12 protein-coding genes and 2 pseudogenes are annotated in these 16275 nt (G+C 35.7%); 2 read left to right on the forward strand and 12 right to left on the reverse strand.

The genetic code is table 11. The annotated features are described in order from the left end of the window. Nucleotides 1-46: 46 nt before the first annotated feature. A protein-coding gene (locus GWI59_RS02495) for an IS3 family transposase (protein ID WP_442958892.1) occupies nt 47-1389 on the forward strand; the annotation gives its coding sequence in 2 pieces (ribosomal slippage) (nt 47-497 and nt 497-1389; 1344 coding nt in all). A 418-nt stretch (nt 1390-1807) separates the two neighbouring features. Here the strand turns inward: GWI59_RS02495 and GWI59_RS02500 are convergent. The 4 genes and pseudogenes from GWI59_RS02500 to GWI59_RS02515 form a co-directional block, all read right to left on the reverse strand. Next, entirely contained in the window at nt 1808-3580 is a 1773-nt protein-coding gene (locus tag GWI59_RS02500; RefSeq protein ID WP_161723904.1) for an ATP-dependent nuclease, read from the reverse strand. Nucleotides 3581-3843: 263 nt separating this feature from the next. Continuing rightward, nucleotides 3844-4062: an ogr/Delta-like zinc finger family protein gene (locus GWI59_RS02505; protein WP_161723906.1), complete on the reverse strand. Its 219-nt coding sequence runs from the start codon at nt 4060-4062 to the stop codon at nt 3844-3846. A gap of 52 nt (nt 4063-4114) precedes the next feature. After that, nucleotides 4115-5208, reverse strand: a pseudogene (locus GWI59_RS02510) (phage late control D family protein). Further along, nucleotides 5208-5408, reverse strand: coding sequence for a hypothetical protein (locus tag GWI59_RS02515; RefSeq protein ID WP_233053025.1), 201 nt, complete (start codon nt 5406-5408; stop codon nt 5208-5210). The pseudogene GWI59_RS02510 and the gene GWI59_RS02515 overlap by 1 nt, the downstream one beginning before the upstream one ends. Here GWI59_RS02515 and GWI59_RS02520 point away from each other — a divergent pair. After that, nucleotides 5369-5894: pseudogene (locus tag GWI59_RS02520) on the forward strand (tyrosine-type recombinase/integrase); the annotation flags it as partial. The gene GWI59_RS02515 and the pseudogene GWI59_RS02520 overlap by 40 nt on opposite strands. A 131-nt stretch (nt 5895-6025) precedes the next feature. On the opposite strand, the gene ahpF reads toward GWI59_RS02520, so the two are convergent. From ahpF to GWI59_RS02555, 8 genes are all read right to left on the reverse strand, one after another. After that, on the reverse strand, nt 6026-7591 hold the full coding sequence (gene ahpF / locus GWI59_RS02525) for an alkyl hydroperoxide reductase subunit F (protein ID WP_161723908.1): 1566 nt from the start codon (nt 7589-7591) through the stop codon (nt 6026-6028). Between the two features lie 70 nt (nt 7592-7661). Then, nucleotides 7662-8225, reverse strand: a complete 564-nt coding sequence (gene ahpC / locus GWI59_RS02530; protein ID WP_006536680.1) for an alkyl hydroperoxide reductase subunit C — start codon at nt 8223-8225, stop codon at nt 7662-7664. A gap of 284 nt (nt 8226-8509) precedes the next feature. Further along, nucleotides 8510-9160 carry a hypothetical protein gene (locus GWI59_RS02535; RefSeq protein WP_082147362.1) on the reverse strand — a complete coding sequence of 217 codons (651 nt, stop codon included), beginning with the start codon at nt 9158-9160 and terminating at the stop codon, nt 8510-8512. 215 nt (nt 9161-9375) lie between these two features. Continuing rightward, on the reverse strand, nt 9376-10899 hold the full coding sequence (locus GWI59_RS02540) for a carbohydrate porin (RefSeq protein ID WP_161723910.1): 1524 nt from the start codon (nt 10897-10899) through the stop codon (nt 9376-9378). A gap of 607 nt (nt 10900-11506) precedes the next feature. Beyond that, a complete protein-coding gene (locus tag GWI59_RS17370; protein ID WP_006536676.1) occupies nt 11507-11662 on the reverse strand; it encodes a hypothetical protein in 156 nt (51 codons plus the stop codon). Next, nucleotides 11655-12467 carry a PadR family transcriptional regulator gene (locus GWI59_RS02545; protein ID WP_006536675.1) on the reverse strand — a complete coding sequence of 271 codons (813 nt, stop codon included), beginning with the start codon at nt 12465-12467 and terminating at the stop codon, nt 11655-11657. Before GWI59_RS02545 ends, GWI59_RS17370 begins: the two co-directional genes overlap by 8 nt. A 421-nt stretch (nt 12468-12888) precedes the next feature. Further along, complete coding sequence (locus tag GWI59_RS02550) at nt 12889-14724, reverse strand: tyrosine decarboxylase (protein WP_109847415.1); 1836 nt, start codon at nt 14722-14724, stop codon at nt 12889-12891. Between the two features lie 515 nt (nt 14725-15239). Beyond that, nucleotides 15240-16259, reverse strand: coding sequence for an NAD(P)H-quinone oxidoreductase (locus GWI59_RS02555; protein ID WP_006536671.1), 1020 nt, complete (start codon nt 16257-16259; stop codon nt 15240-15242). Between the last annotated feature and the right edge of the window lie 16 nt (nt 16260-16275).

Consider the following 16275-nt stretch of genomic DNA (forward strand, 5'->3'; position numbering starts at 1 on the left):
TGAACTGCACCCCAAAAGTTGGACACCAACTTTGGGGTGTTTTTCTATGGCTAAATATTCTCTTGATTTTAAACTAAATGTGATTAATTTTTATCTCAAAGGCAATAGTCGTCTATCGACGGCTAAGCATTTTTCTATTAATGATTCTCAGGTTCGTTGCTGGTGCTCCGCTTATCAATTGCATGGTATTGAGGGAATTAAGCCTCGAAAATCCAAAGTAATCTATTCTCTTGAGCTAAAAATGCATATATTGTCTCACATGACAAAACATTCGCTTTCTGCCAGAGAAACAGCTGCTCTTTTTAATATTCCAGCCTTTACCACTATATTGGAATGGAAAAATATTATGGATATTCATGGTATTAAAGCACTAGTCCCCAAGAAAAAAGGAAGACCTACATTGACTAAAAAGAAAAAAGAATTACCTAAGGATGACAAAGATAAATCGGTTAAAGAACTTTTAAAGGAACTTGAGTATTTGCGTGCTGAGAATGCTTGCTTAAAAAAGTTACAAGAATTGCAGGAAACAAAACGACGGTAAAACAACGTGTTGCTGTCGTTAATCAATTAAAAATGATTTATCCGGTTTTGGTTTTATTACGTGCGCTTTCTTTATCAAAAAGTACGTTTTATTATCACCAAAAAAATAGTCATAATTCAAAAGACAAATTATTAAAAGATAAAATAAAGGAGATTTATCATCAACATAAAGGTCGATATGGTTATCGAAGGATCACTGCTGTACTGCGAAATGAAGTTGTTATTAACCATAAAAAAGTACAGCGGTTAATGCAGGTTCAGGGACTAAAATCTATTGTAAGACCTAAAAAATATCGCTCTTATAAAGGCCAATTAGGTCGAATTGCTGATAATCATCTCGAAAGAAATTTTAATGCCAGCAAGCCTAACGAAAAATGGGTTACTGATGTCACCGAATTTAAGGTAAAAGGTGAAAAGCTTTATCTTTCGCCTATTCTTGACTTATTTAATCAAGAAATTGTTTCCTATCAGATAGCTAGACGTCCTCATTACAACATGATTGAGCAGATGCTTACCCAAGCCTTTTCAAAATTGACTCAGAGAGGTGAGCTGATACTGCATTCAGATCAAGGATGGCAATACCAAATGAGCCATTATCAAAATAGCCTTAAGAAACAAGGAATTATTCAAAGTATGTCACGAAAAGGAAATTGTTTAGATAATGCAGTAATCGAGAATTTTTTTGGCATATTAAAAACAGAATGTTTTTATACAAAGCAATTTAGAGATTTGGATGAACTAGAAGAAGAGCTTCATGAATATATCAAGTATTACAATACTGAACGGATCAAGATAAAATTAAAAGGACTGAGCCCAGTTCAATACCGAACTCAGTCTTTACCTAACTAATTTAAACTGTCCAATAAATTGGGGTCAGTTCAATATGAGATGCTTTTTACATACAATGCTAGCAATACTAATAACTAATTTTTAATTCTTTGCACTCGTGCGAATCAAGTAATCAAAGGCGCTTAATGAGGCTTTTTATACTGCATTAATCTATTGATATAAAAGGATTTAATCAGCGCCAATGTCCACATGTTGACCACATTTCGGAAAGCCTCTTGCTAGAGAGGCTTTACTTAGAACAACTTATATTACTTTATACACCTAAATGATATCATTATCACACAGAGCTAGACTAATCTAACTGATCGCTACGTATCAAAAAAAGACTACTAGCCTTACTACACACTAATCATTAATAAATTAATTTATAATACTTTTTTATTTTTCTAACTTTTAGCTAAGAGATAAAGTTAGAGAGTTAGATCCACATAATAAAATCTTCCATTTCATCATAATTTGTAATAACACTCTGAGCATCTTTATCATCATCACTTAAACACTCCACTAATTTATCCCATTCAAGCTGTTTTTTACCAAATCCATATACTTGCTCTATATCTCCTGACTTCCAAATATAGATACCTTCATCTTTTAATTTTTGATGAATTTTTTGAATATAATCTTTGGTTTCTTCATGATTACATATTTTAATAAAATCTTTACTTGAACTACCTTTAAATGAGTCTAAAGAAGTAATGGTATTTGTAAGTTGCAAACTCTGTGGATCTGATAAATTATCTAAAGATAAAAGTAATCCATCACATTCATCACCCAACATTTTTTGGAAATAAGGTGTCATAAATATTATTGATAGAAAATCACAATCAGCAAGAATTCGCGTTTTTATACCTATAGAGTTAATAACTTCCGCCATCTTTAACAAACTACCTTTACCATCTACTGCAACAATACTTGTCTTAGTCGAATTGAGCTCACATCCTCTAATTTTCTTATATAGTGCACGTAAAACATTAGTCTCAGTTTTACCCTCAACTAATAAAACCTGCTCTGAAAATAAAAAGTATGAAGAATTAGATAGAGTAAATGCAGAATGGAGTTGCGGAGACGATGCCTTATGTAGCTCTTGTATTTTTTCAGAAATAGTTTTCCGAGCAATAGTTCCCTCAGAACTTTTATACACTTGTATAGCATTACAAGCATGTTTTGCTGAAAACATACTGGCTGAGTGAGTTGAAATTATTACTTGGAATCCAAGTTCACTTAAAGCAACTAAAGATTCTCTTACAGAATTTATTGCTGCTGGATGTAAATATAATTCTGGTTCATCAATAAAGATCAGTGTGTTAGATTTTTTTGTATCACTACTGCCTTTCTTTATATCAGCTAAATATTGTATCAATGCCATTTGAATTGAACGTTGAGTTCCATGACCAAATCGACCTATATCTTGCATTATAGAAGATCCAGCTCGTTGTTCGAATACTTTTAATGTGCCTGATTTGAATATTTCATCAAGAGTTGGTGTCGGAAAATGCAGTTTCACACTTACATCAGGAAAAAACTGATTAACTTTTTGGCTTACATCTTTATCAATTTGCTCCAAACTATCTAATCTAGTTGAACCATCATGAGAAAGATATTTACTTATTTCAGAAATATTTTCCGAAAATTTTGATTCATATTCTTTCTTAATTTCACTTACAATTGCGGCTAATATTTTTGCTATTGTTGTACCAGATTTATTTTTTGTTGCATCTTCTACAGCATCAGACATTGCGGGTATGTGGATAGGTTCAGGAAATAGATTTGAGATAGCCCCATCAATTCCACCAGGGTTTTTCTTCCATGTTTCTCCATCAAAAACTTCAAGTATTTTGTTTACTTTTGTTTTTTCTTCCTTTACAACTTCAGTTTCTTGTTTTCTTACAAACGTTAAAGTTTCATTAATTATAAATGGAGCAATTTTTTTCTGGTTCTCGTCACTTAGAAGCTTAAGGACACCATCAGTAATTCCTTCTATAACACCCTTAACTAATACTGGTTTTTTTGGATCGTACATGTCTGCATCGTTTAGTAGAGAGCCTTCTAATAGCCATTTTATTGCTAGTATGATATTTGATTTTCCTGCATTATTATAGCCAACCAATGCAGTGTATGGTCTTAGAACAACTTCTGTCGATTTACAAGATCTAAAATTAGTGACTGAAACTTTAATCAAACGAACGGTCATCTCACTATCCTTTTTAATTTAGTTAGGTTCGACTAATTGTCAATTTTCTTTCTAAATATACTTAAGCATTTTTGATGAATTGACTTTGCCATGTAAGATGCAAGAATACAATGAATTAAGTCACACTTGTCTTTAACATTTACTTATTATACAACCAGTATCTAGCCATGTTCTAACAACAAAACCTGCCAGACAGGGCCTTAGCTAATACAAATAAAACACTTCAGATATAAACAACGCCCGGAACACTCCGGGCATTTTCATCAAATCGCTAATGCCTGTTGGCAATACTTATCAACATGCGGCTCTACTCGTTCAATCAATTGAGGTTTTGAAATAAACCGCGTTACGGTTTCATGGCTGACGAACGTCGCGCCACAATTGATATTCTGGCACTGGTTATAACGTTCTTTGGTATCGGAAGATATTTGCTGACTACTACGAGTATGCGCGGCATGACCACAAACGGGACAAATCATCATAAACGGGTTACCTCTTTATGATGTGGAAATTACCTGTAATTATACACAGGCACTATTCCTTATCCATATCTATCTCACTGCTTTTGACTTCTAATTCTAACGAGGTGGTAAATCCGCTATTGTTCAGGGAATGACTCACTGTGACCAACGTCCAATAGGCTTCATCAATTTCAGGCTTAAATCCGCTGACTTGTACCGGTAATTCAGGAAAGAGATCCGCACGTCCTTTTGCAAGGGACTAAAAGAGGCAACGCCCCGCTGTATTTTTTCCCATGCGGCTTTAGCGGCACGTTCGGCATTGGTTTTACTCGCATAAGTATGAGATAACACCATCACATTACCTTCTTCACCAACAAGATACTCCTCTTGTTTTTCTTCTTCTTTTTTCGGTTTATCAGTGGTTGGTTTTCTGCGGCGAATTTGTGATTGTGTTTTCTCTTGCGGTTTACGAGTGTTTAAATAATTGGCGGTCACGCCAGTGTAAGCGCCTCTATCCACTAATGAAAAACGGTGCCCATCCCCCACACTACGGGTGATTTGTACTAACGGTAATGCTTGACCACTGGCGGTAGTGTTGCCCCCTTGCACCATAAACAGCAAATTGCCGTTTTTAACACAGGCGGTGGCACCGTTTAATTGCCCTAAGCGCGTTAAAAAACTGCCGTCTGACTCATTGGTCTGGTCGATATGCTCAATCTTCATCGTATCAAGACCAGGATCAACCACCGCCGTGACATTATTACGCCCTGCAATGGTTCTGACGATATCGCCTAATGTTTTTTGATGGTACGACATTTCGCGGCGTACATTGAGCGTTGCCCTAAAATCCGCACTACGGGCGCGCAATGTCATTTTATCGGGTACATCTGAATGCTCTATCTCATCGACCGTAAACGAACCTTTATGAATAAGGCTTTCACCCTGCCAACCAAGATGCAAGGTTAATATCTCTCCCCGTTTTGGCATCATTAATGCGCCGTCAGAATCATCTAACTCAATATCAAGCCGGTCAGCTTCAAAGCCCCGATTATCCGTTAATGAAAGCGAAATTAATCGCCCTTGAATTTTGGCGCTGATATCTTCGTCACCGGCAATTAACACGAAAGCCGGTATGCTACTTTTATCGGTGATCATTTCTGGCAACATTATGATAAAACTCCTTTCATCGCTTCACCGGCACCATTGGTCATCATGCCTAATTGATCGCTTAAATCCCCCAACATCTGACTGATAGAGTCATCCACCCGTTTCAATGTCAGCGAGAAATCAATTTTTCTTGCCGCACCGTCTTGGAAAAATTCGGTAAGGAATATCACGGTTAAAACAGCAAACGACTGAAATGTCATATCTAACAGATAATGAAATTCAGCAATTATTAGCATTATTGGAAGGTGACAACCTAAAAGTTGCCGTTCTCTGTTTAAGCACTGGCACCCGCTGGGGTGAAGCGCTCAAGCTAAAACGTGAACATGTGATCCAAAATAAGGTGCGATTTACATACACCAAAACCAATAAGCCAAGAATTGTGCCAATTTCTCAAGCTGTTGCTGACATGATTTGTACAAAGAAATCAGGATTGCTCTTTACTGAAACGTCTTATCACATGTTTCGTCGAGCAATTAAAAAAGTGAAACCGAGTATGGCATTAGGTCAGGCAACCCATGCATTACGCCATACATTCGCCACCCATTTTATGATGAACGGCGGAAGTATTATTACGTTACAACGCATCTTAGGACACACTAATTTGCAACAAACGTTGACCTATGCACACTTTGCAAGATGCCATTCAATATAACCCTTTGAAAGGTAGCACAGAATTACTGGTTTAGAGTGTCCACATATTGTCCACACTTGAACACTTAAGGGCACTTTTCAGCCCTTTTTGATGGTTTTATGTACAAAAAAAGGCATCTTAAAAAAGATGCCTTTCTCTATAACTTATTGATTATCTTTGATTTACTTATTTTGCACTCGTGCGAATCAAGTAATCAAATGCGCTTAATGAGGCTTTTGCACCTTCACCTGCAGCAATGATGATTTGCTTATAAGGCACTGTTGTACAGTCACCCGCAGCAAATACACCTTTAATATTGGTTTCACCGCGAGCATCAACAATAATTTCGCCTATCTTATTACGCTCAACGGTACCTTCTAACCACTGTGTATTAGGTAATAAACCGATTTGCACGAAAATACCAGCTAGCGCAATATCGTGCATAGAATCATTGGTGCGATCTTTATATTTGAGACCGGTTAATTTAGTACCATCACCATACACTTCTGTAGTTTGGGCATTTAAGATAACCTCTACATTGCTTAAGCTACGCAGTTTTTTCTGTAATACCGCATCGGCTCTCATTTCTGGAGCGAATTCTAATACTGTTACGTGTTCAACCAAGCCAGCTAAGTCAATTGCCGCTTCAACACCTGAGTTACCACCACCAATAACAGCAACTCTTTTACCTTTAAATAGTGGACCATCACAGTGTGGACAATAAGTTACACCGCGAGTACGGTACTCATTTTCACCGGGAACATTCATATTTCTCCAGCGAGCACCTGTGGCAATAATTAAGCTACGGGTTTTTAAAATCGCACCTGATGCTGTTTCAATTTGGTGTAATTCCCCTTCTGATGCGCCAGGAATTAAACGACTGACTGTTTGGCTATCAATCACATCCACTTGGTAATCATCAACGTGGGCTTTTAAAGCACCTGCAAGTTTTGCACCTTCAGTTTTTGGTACTGAGATGTAGTTTTCAATATCAACAGTATCAAGAACTTGACCACCAAAACGTTCACCAATAAGGCCAGTATTCAAACCCTTACGAGCTGAATAAACAGCTGCCGACGCACCAGCAGGGCCACTTCCCACAATTAGTACATCAAATGCATCTTTTTGGTTTAACAATTCTGCAGTACGTTTTTCTGCATTGCTGTCTACTTTGTTAACGATTTCAGCTAAGGTCATACGACCCTGACCAAACTCGTCGCCATTTAAGAATACAGCAGGAACGCCCATGATATTACGTTCCTGAATTTCATTTTGGAACATGCCTCCGTCAATCGCTGTATGTGTGATCTTCGGATTTAAAATCGCCATTAAGTTTAATGCCTGAACAACATCTGGGCAGTTATGACAAGAGAGCGAATAATAGGTTTCGAAATGAAACTCACCGTCTAACTGACGAATTTGTTCAAGTAATTCTTGCGCTTCTTTTGATGGGTGACCGCCAGTTTGTAGTAATGCTAAAACTAATGAAGTAAATTCATGGCCTAATGGCGAACCAGCAAAGCGAACACCCGTTTCTTTTCCTGGGTTAGTAATAAGAAAAGATGGTTTACGCACATCAGCATTATTATCTTCACGATAAGTGACTTTATCAGATAATGGTTCGATTTCTTTTAATAGCGCTTGAATATCAGCTGAATGTTTACTGTCGTCTAATGTTGCTACTAACTCAACTGGCTGAGTTAATCGTTCTAAATAAGCTTTCAATTGAGCTTTTAAATTATTATCTAACATTTTTGCACCCTCAATAAAATCGGGTGCCGAAACACCCGATAAATAACTTTTTTAGTGGCTTAATTCTTATTTAGATTTTGCCAACTAAATCCAGTGATGGAGCTAAAGTTGCATCACCTTCTTTCCATTTTGCTGGGCAAACTTCGCCTGGGTGGCTAGCTACATACTGAGCCGCTTTAACTTTACGCAGCAGGTCTGATGCATCACGGCCAATACCTTCAGCAGTAATTTCAATTGCTTGGATGATACCTTGTGGGTCAACAACGAAAGTACCGCGGTCTGCAAGACCTTCGTTCTCACGCATATTTTCGAAGTTACGAGTTAATGCACCAGTTGGATCGCCAATCATGCCATATTTGATTTTACCGATAGTTTCTGAACTGCTGTGCCATGCTTTATGGGTAAAATGTGTATCGGTAGAAACTGAATAAATTTCTACGCCCATTTTTTGGAACTCAGCATAATGATCAGCTAAGTCACCTAATTCGGTTGGGCACACAAAAGTGAAGTCTGCAGGGTAAAAGAAGAAAACGCTCCATTTTCCTTCGACGTCCTTTTCAGTCACTTCTACGAATTGACCGTCTTTAAATGCCATGTTTTTGAATGGTTTGATTGGGGTATTAATTAAAGACATTGTATTTCCTCCTGTTTGGTATGGGAACTAATGTACCTATTCCACTTGAGAATAGCTAATACATTCCTACTATCAGTTCAATAGGTTTTACCTAATGAGTTGAAGAAATTGATAGAGATAGGTTAACTAAATGTAGCTATTAATGCAATTAAACAACCATGCAATATGCCTTACTTACTATCAACTACTCTCTCTATTTAACATCTTTGCCTTAAATGGCGATATGATTATAACATTATGAATTATAAAAATAATAATTCAATCTACCACAGATTAGTTTAATATTATTGTGCTAATTTAGCAGGTTTAAGGATAGTATAAGTACACTCAAATGCTGCCTTTTGAATACGGTAAATATCTTGACTATCTATTGTGGATTGCACAACAGCATCGCCCGATTGAAAACGTTGCAATTCTCCCCAAGGTGCCTTCATTGCAAATGGAGGTGTAGAATCCGGTATAATAAAGTAATTCATTTCGATCCCCTTTGGAGTAAAAGGCCGATAATTACTAGGATAAGACGCTAAATTAATTTCACTTTTCTCTGCGATATTATAACGTTGAGCGAATTTGGTTTTTCTTACCAAGATCTCCTCATTACCTGTTTCTGGACAAATATTTTGTACTACCCAATCTCCTACTTTTGCGGGTTCTGAAATTGTTTCAATCCCTTCACCTTTAATTATAGTTGTGATGATCTCACCTTCTTTCGCGGGTCTTGCTAGAACAGGTTTGGTTTTAATTGCCACACCGGTGATCCCTGCTTGCTGAGCTTGCGTAAAGTAAGCTACGCGTTCCTTTTGTGGTAATTGAGAAAGATCATGAGCAAACCCAAATGAAGGAATTAAGGATAAGCCTATTAATAGTGTTTTTATTCTATTTTTCTTATAGGTCTTGTCGATATTTAAATTGCTGCTTTGTATATAGAAAGGCATTGAATTGTTTCCTGATAAATATCACCCACAATACGTTTGTAAACGTTAAACTGATTATCGCAGGAAATAAAACAATAGCACGAGAAAAATCAGCTATCTAGCTCCAACAACGATGCAAACTATATAAAAAATAAAGACTTCAATTAACCAACAATACTCAGTATCTTGAAGTCTTTATATAAATCAATCTCTAACTATAAGTATTAAAAATAGAGTTAAAATAGATACTTAAAGCGGACTCGAGCCCCATAACGATCTTTATCACTACTATGTACATTAATATCATCTTTGCCATCTATATGTGAATAATAAGCACCTAAATAAGTCTTGAAATTATCCATATCTAAAATATTAGGTAATTCATAAGAAGCAAATACTGTGTTGATATTGTACTTTCCAGGATTAAGTGTTAAATAGGTGTCATTTTGACCACTGCCGTTTTCGCTTTTTTGATAGTAAGCTTTAATATCATTATGAGCATAAATATAACCAAGTTGAAATTTGCGCCACAACACATTACTACCAATAGAAAAATCATTTTCATCTTTAGCGTTGAGATACGCAGCACTTAAATTTGCAACAATACCGTTAATAGGATCATCAGCTAAAGTGTCCCATTTGACCGTTAAGCCATAACCTGTACGTCGTGACTGATCTTGGAATTTTCCATTTTCATCATCATAGCCATAAGCTTTGCTTATCACATTCGCATCTATTGCTCCCGCAATCGTGAAGTTATCTTTTTGCCATGCAACAACAGGCCGCATATAAATAACATTTTTACGATTATCAAGTTTACGCCCATGATACTCACCATCTTTAAAAACAGAAGTTCCATCTTCAACTAAAGCATTTAGCTCAAAATACCAGTCGTTATAGTATGTATTAATCATCATACTACCACCATCGCTACTACGACCGCGTCCTTCTTTCATCATATAGATATAGCCAAAGCCATCACCATATAAATCATTTGCTGTATTACCTGAATACTCAACAAATGTATCTTGGTTTAGAGGGAACATGTCATAAGCTTCATAACGACCAATTTTATATTGCCATTTATCACGTTGCCCAAAGTAGAAAACAGCATCATCGAGATTCATTTTACCTGTCATGTCAGCCATAGGCTGAACCCGAAAACCAGCATAATTACCGTTTTTTAATTCTCGTTCACCATCCACACCAATTAAAATACGCCCATTAAGTGACCATTTTTCATTATCATCAAAATCTTTTTGATTACCGGGCATCATTCTCATCGATGTTAGTTGCCCTTTCTTACTAGCTGCATCAATATTATATTCAACGTCACCATATAATTTGAGATCACCCCAATTTGTATTGGTAGAGAAAAAACCTGTACCGTCTTTACTTTTCGTACTAGCAAGCTGAGTTGATTGTTTTTGCTGGATTTCATTAAGTTGCGTTTGTGTTATATCTACTTTGGCTTGAGCCTCATCAGATTGCTTTTCTAATAGAGCAACGCGTTGCTCCATGTTGACGTTTGTAACATTATTTGATGCTTTCTTTTCTTGAGATAAGCTGTTGGAATTAATTAATTGCTCAAGGCGAGCCGCTTTTTGTTCTGCTGCTGCGGCTCTAGCTTCAGCGGCGGTTGCTCGTTGTTCAAGTACATTTAACCTTGCTTCAATTGCACTGATATCGGTTTGTGCGTTTGCACATAATGGCGCGGTGAGGATTAAACTTATCACAGCAGATAATGCTTTAACTTTCATTCGAATATTCCTAAGTTAGCAAATGTTGGCTTAACAGGTACGGCAAATGCATAGCAATCAATTTAGTTGGTCGATTGCTCTATCTGATGAGCGTATTGTTATAGTGATTAGATAATATTTTTATAAATATCAATCAGTTATTCGCATCATTATTTATATTCTTAATAATAAATAAACCGATATGTTGATTATCTTCCAACATCATAAGTAAGGCTACGTTTGAGCAAAGGTACTTATTCTCGTTTAAGTACTTACAAACGTTTATTATTTTTATTCGGTATTTAATTTATTATTTCAAACATATCTCTGGTTTTCGTTTTCAAATTTTATAATGGGTTCACTAATCTAAATAAAATAATCGCTAATGTGGAACATTTCCACAATCATTTGTGATTTTTTTGAGGTCAGTACAATAACCAGAGAAAATCAATGTAACCACCCATCAAAAAATGATGTATTACAGGTAAATAGAGATAAGAAATGTTTTATCAGGAATGAGACGTTTTGATATTTAGAATATATTTTATAAGGTGATAAATGGAGAGAAATTGCATAATAGAGGGGAAAGTGACAGAGATTATATCATTATAACCTCTGTCCATTATTATTATATTCTGCCAGGTTTACGTAATGCTCTACGAAAATAAGAAACCGGCATTTTCGGGCAAATTTGTTCTTTTACTGCTGGATTGTTTTCTAAATCTTCTTTATCTATTTCATTATTTCTTCTTGAATTTTGTAACCGAGTATCTGCTTTATTCATCTTCCCTTTCCTCTGAGATCAATGCCTCATTGATAGCTTCAATTTTCTCAACTGCTTCATTAAGAATAGAAGCAATACGTCCAGCTCTTTCCACAGAGAGCTCTTTTAACACTAATTTATGGCGTAAAACTGCTTTTAATTTACCAACAGCAGATTCAATTTCCTCAGAAACACCACCCGCGTTTTGAGACAAATCTCTCGCATAAGCCAGTTTTCTTTGGATATTGGCATCTATATCTTGATGTTCTGCTAAAAATGCAGCACCTTCAGATGTAATGCTGTAGTTTTTACGACCTTTTTCAGCAATCGTAGCAACTAATAAATCTTGCTCTTCAAGTAGTGTTAACGTTGGATAAATCACACCAGGGCTAGGTACATATAATCCTGAAGAAGCCTCATCTATTTCTCTAATAATTTCATAACCATGACTTGGCTTTTTCGAGATCATACTAAGTAGCAGAACGCGTAAATCACCATGATCAAACATACGTTTTAACTGGCGACCTTGCCCTTTCCCCCTACCAGCGCATCCACGGCCACGTTGCTTTCCATGTCCATCAGAACGATGTTCACCATGACAACATTCACCACGACCTTCGTGTCCATGATCATGTCCACCATGACAACACTCACCGCGACCTTCGTGTGCATGACTATGCTCACCATGACAACAATGCTCACCATGATTTTCTTGGTGTCGGTTATGTTTACCTTTACCACCGCAACGCCCTTTTCCGTGACCATGACCATATTCACCATTTTCAGCACGTTGTTGATATAGTGAGTTTAATGCTCGAATCATCATAAATATTCCCTCATTGTTTTAGATATATCGAATTTATACCGTGCAATATAATCCGATATATCTAAATGATCAAGTTTTAGATATATCTAAATACGCATTTAAATCGATTATCTTATTAACAATATGATTTATCTATGATTATATTATTCAGGCACGAGCTTAATTATGAATGATTATCATTCTCTAATTTGCTCTTATGTGCTATCGATGAAAATAAAAGAAGATTATTAATAAAGAGGAATAAAAAACAGGCACTTTTAGCTTAAAATGCACACAGAACAATAAAAGATATTTAGAATACGATAAGTGACAATGTCACCTTTATCTATTAAAAAGCGAAGATAATGAGTAATAACCCACTACTTCGCTTTTTAACAAAATTTATTTCAATTTGAGAAAATATAACAAAAGCGAAATATTGTTACTTGTCTAATGCGGACAAAACGACTTTCTTAATATATTGATATCCTGCCTCAATTTGTTGTTCATCACAGATTTCAGTATTTTTTATAGTAAGCTGCAGCAAGTTTAAGTGTTTGATAGTTTCCCACTCATTGTTATCAAAACCACACTCAGAACAAAACTGCACGGGCGCATCATCGCTATTGCGAGCACAAAGCGTTAATAAACTTAAATCTTGTTTATGATGGCTTTTTATCACCAAGTTTTCATAGATTGTTTTATTAAGATTATTTTGTGCTTCTAGATCCTTATTTCCTTTCTTTACAATAGCAAAATTTAGTTTATTAAAGTCAGATGCAGATAAAACACGAATATAATAGTGCTCACCTTCTTTTTCGAAAGCAGCTGCTTGATTAAAAAACTGCTCAAGTTTGATGCGTGTTTCCCATTGAATTTGTGCATATCTTCCATATCCAGATGAAGTAAAAGGATAAAGTTGATGCACACTCCACATTGACGCTACCGCTGGTGCGGATTGAATACCATCAATTTCAGGAACATCATCGTCTTGTTCTGGACATAATTTAGGGGGATTGCTTAAAAAACGACTAATACGTGCATCTTTAATACATACTACACCAGTAGGATATGGTGAAAATCCAGCTTGAAATGGTTCAAAAGAAACTGAATCGGCAAGAGAAAGTTGTGTAATGCTTTCATATATTTCAGGTGTCAACTCGAGTAATGGGGCTTCTTTCTTTAATTTCTTACATAAAGTCTGATAAGGGATAAGATCATAATTATCATCAAGAAATAAGCTTTTCATATAACCAAATTGCGAAGCATCAATATGAATGTAAAATGAATTATTGTATTTTTCCTCGCACTCTTTTCTTAATTCAAAAAGTGGTTTTAACTTATCAACACAGCCATAAGACGGTGCACCTAATATTCCTATAACGCCTAGAATGGGCTCACCTTGTTCAATCAAACGAAAAACAATACTACGTGTTTTTTCAATATCAGTTTTAAATGTTTCATCAATAGGCAATGCGATAAGGTTGTCATACCCTAAACCAAGTATATCCATTGCTTTTTTCCAAAATTCAAAACGGGAAACTGGAACAAGCAATTTTCCTAAATGCATTGTTTTTGTCATGCCCGTTCCTCGGCATGTTAAATGGCTAACATCATCAAAAATCCCACGCTCATTGAGTTGTTCGCTGATTGCTAAAATATCCGTAACAGACATATTGAATAACTCAAAGGCTTTTTTATCTGCAACTAAATCGCGTGATTTTGGGTGACGAGCAATTGCCATAGGTAATGTCTTTAAATTTCTGAGCGCCCATAATATTTCATAGCAAGCAAGAGTGTGGCTTGTTGTGATATGGCCAAATGCTTCTTCTGATGAGAAACCGATTAATCTACAGAGATCATCTGTAATTTTCTTTTCTTGTTCTTTTAATAAGGGGGAGTGGTTATTAAAAACATTATCTGAATTGTATGCTAATGCGGAAAGATAACCGAATTTCGCTAATTGCATCACTTGAGAATGATGATGGGAAAAATAAGGTTCAATATCAGATTGATTATAATTATTTTGCTGCCTTAAAGGCTCTAAAATACTTTCATAAGCATTATCTACTGCTTTTTTTTCAATAGTGTTACTTTTTATTTTAGCGTCTAAACTCTCGCTATTATTTCTTTTCATTTTATTTGCTTTAGGAAAAGAATACTCACTATCCATTAGTATATTTATCATCTCTCGGTAATAACATGTGAGAGTATCAATGGTTCGGGTATGGTATACACGTTCTGTAGCACTCAGACAGGTTTGTTTGTAATTTGCCATCATCGCACCTATATATAAATTTTTATTATCTGTTTTAATGAGAATTGTGTTTATTAATCGTCAATAATTAATCTTTATTCAAATGATATACTACATGATGAGTAAGAATCTTCTTTATTTTATTGATATCAGTTAATATTTTTCTAATTTGATTTAATTAAATGATGTTTTGATGATAAATGATTTAGCTTTATTTGTTAGTTTCTTTAATTTATTATCAATTTTGATTTAAGTTATATTACTATAAATGTGATATTATTTTTGCTAAGGTCGATACTTAAATCTACCTTAATAAGAATTAATGAATATTTCTATCGCTTAACTGCTATTAAAAAGAACAGATATTGAATTACTTATCTAAAATAAGAATTTGTTTATTTAAATGTTATTTATTTTTTCTTCAATATATAAAAAAACACATGAAATATGGACATGTGTTTTTCGGAATATTCGTTTTTTAGAAAGTAAAATAAGTTCTGGCTCTTATATCAAATAAGTTTCAAACACCCTTAATTTTACTCTTTTTCGTTATAAGACAAAGTTTCAAGCATCACTTTACCAATCAAATCACCAGACTCCATTAATTTATGTGCTTTCCCCACTTCTTTTAATGGAAAAATAGCATTAATCATGGGTTTGATTTTTCCTTCAGCTATAAGTGGCCACACTTGCTGTTTTAGTTCTTGAGCTATTTGTGCTTTCTCTTCTATTGAGCGAGATCGCATCGTTGAACCAGTATGAATTAAACGCTTAATCATCATTGGCATCATATTTAAATTTTTAGGCATTCCTTTCATCATACCCACTTGTATAACGCGCCCAAATTTACTGGCAACTTGATAATTCTTTTCTACGTAATCCCCACCAATAATATCAAGAATAACATCAACACCTTTCCCTTCAGTTAAGATAGGAATTTCCTTAGCAAAATCGGCTTGTTTATAATTGATGACATAATCAGCGCCGAGATCACGTGCTACGGCAGCTTTTTCTTCAGAGCCTACCGTTGTATAGACTGTTGCACCTATTGTGTGAGCAAGCATTATAGCCGTTGATCCAATTCCTGACGTTCCACCATGAATCAGAACAGATTCCCCCTGTTTTAGCTTCCCTAACTGAAATAAATTAGCCCAAACAGTAAAAACATTTTCAGGTAATGCAGCGGCTTCAATATCCGTTAAATTCATTGACGGTAATGCAATGTCTTCATGTGCAATACAATATTGAGCGTAACCACCTCCAGCAACTAATGCACAAACTCTATCTCCTAATTGCCATTTAGTGCAACCGTCCCCTAATGCGACAACTTCTCCAGCAACTTCAAGGCCTGGAATAGGTGAAGCATCTGCTGGTGGCGGATAGCTTCCCTGCCTTTGAAAGATATCGGGTCGATTAACACCTGAGGCGGCAACTTTAATTAAAAGATAATGAGGAGGAAGTGTAGGTATCGGTGATCGTTGGGGTTTTAATTTATCTATACCGCCAGGCTCTGTAATGGCAATCTCTAACATATCCGCAGGTAAAACAGTATTCATCATAGGCTCCCATTTT

This window comes from Proteus sp. G2673, from assembly GCF_009915125.1.
In the GTDB taxonomy this organism is placed as follows: Bacteria; Pseudomonadota; Gammaproteobacteria; order Enterobacterales; family Enterobacteriaceae; genus Proteus; species Proteus penneri.

Coding starts and splice junctions, on each gene's coding strand:
- GWI59_RS02500 (WP_161723904.1), bottom strand. CDS start 3,580: ATGACCGTTCGTTTGATTAAAGTTTCAGTCACTAATTTTAGATCTTGT.
- GWI59_RS02505 (WP_161723906.1), bottom strand. CDS start 4,062: ATGATGATTTGTCCCGTTTGTGGTCATGCCGCGCATACTCGTAGTAGT.
- GWI59_RS02515 (WP_233053025.1), bottom strand. CDS start 5,408: ATGACATTTCAGTCGTTTGCTGTTTTAACCGTGATATTCCTTACCGAA.
- ahpF (WP_161723908.1), bottom strand. CDS start 7,591: ATGTTAGATAATAATTTAAAAGCTCAATTGAAAGCTTATTTAGAACGA.
- ahpC (WP_006536680.1), bottom strand. CDS start 8,225: ATGTCTTTAATTAATACCCCAATCAAACCATTCAAAAACATGGCATTT.
- GWI59_RS02535 (WP_082147362.1), bottom strand. CDS start 9,160: ATGCCTTTCTATATACAAAGCAGCAATTTAAATATCGACAAGACCTAT.
- GWI59_RS02540 (WP_161723910.1), bottom strand. CDS start 10,899: ATGAAAGTTAAAGCATTATCTGCTGTGATAAGTTTAATCCTCACCGCG.
- GWI59_RS17370 (WP_006536676.1), bottom strand. CDS start 11,662: ATGAATAAAGCAGATACTCGGTTACAAAATTCAAGAAGAAATAATGAA.
- GWI59_RS02545 (WP_006536675.1), bottom strand. CDS start 12,467: ATGATGATTCGAGCATTAAACTCACTATATCAACAACGTGCTGAAAAT.
- GWI59_RS02550 (WP_109847415.1), bottom strand. CDS start 14,724: ATGGCAAATTACAAACAAACCTGTCTGAGTGCTACAGAACGTGTATAC.
- GWI59_RS02555 (WP_006536671.1), bottom strand. CDS start 16,259: ATGAATACTGTTTTACCTGCGGATATGTTAGAGATTGCCATTACAGAG.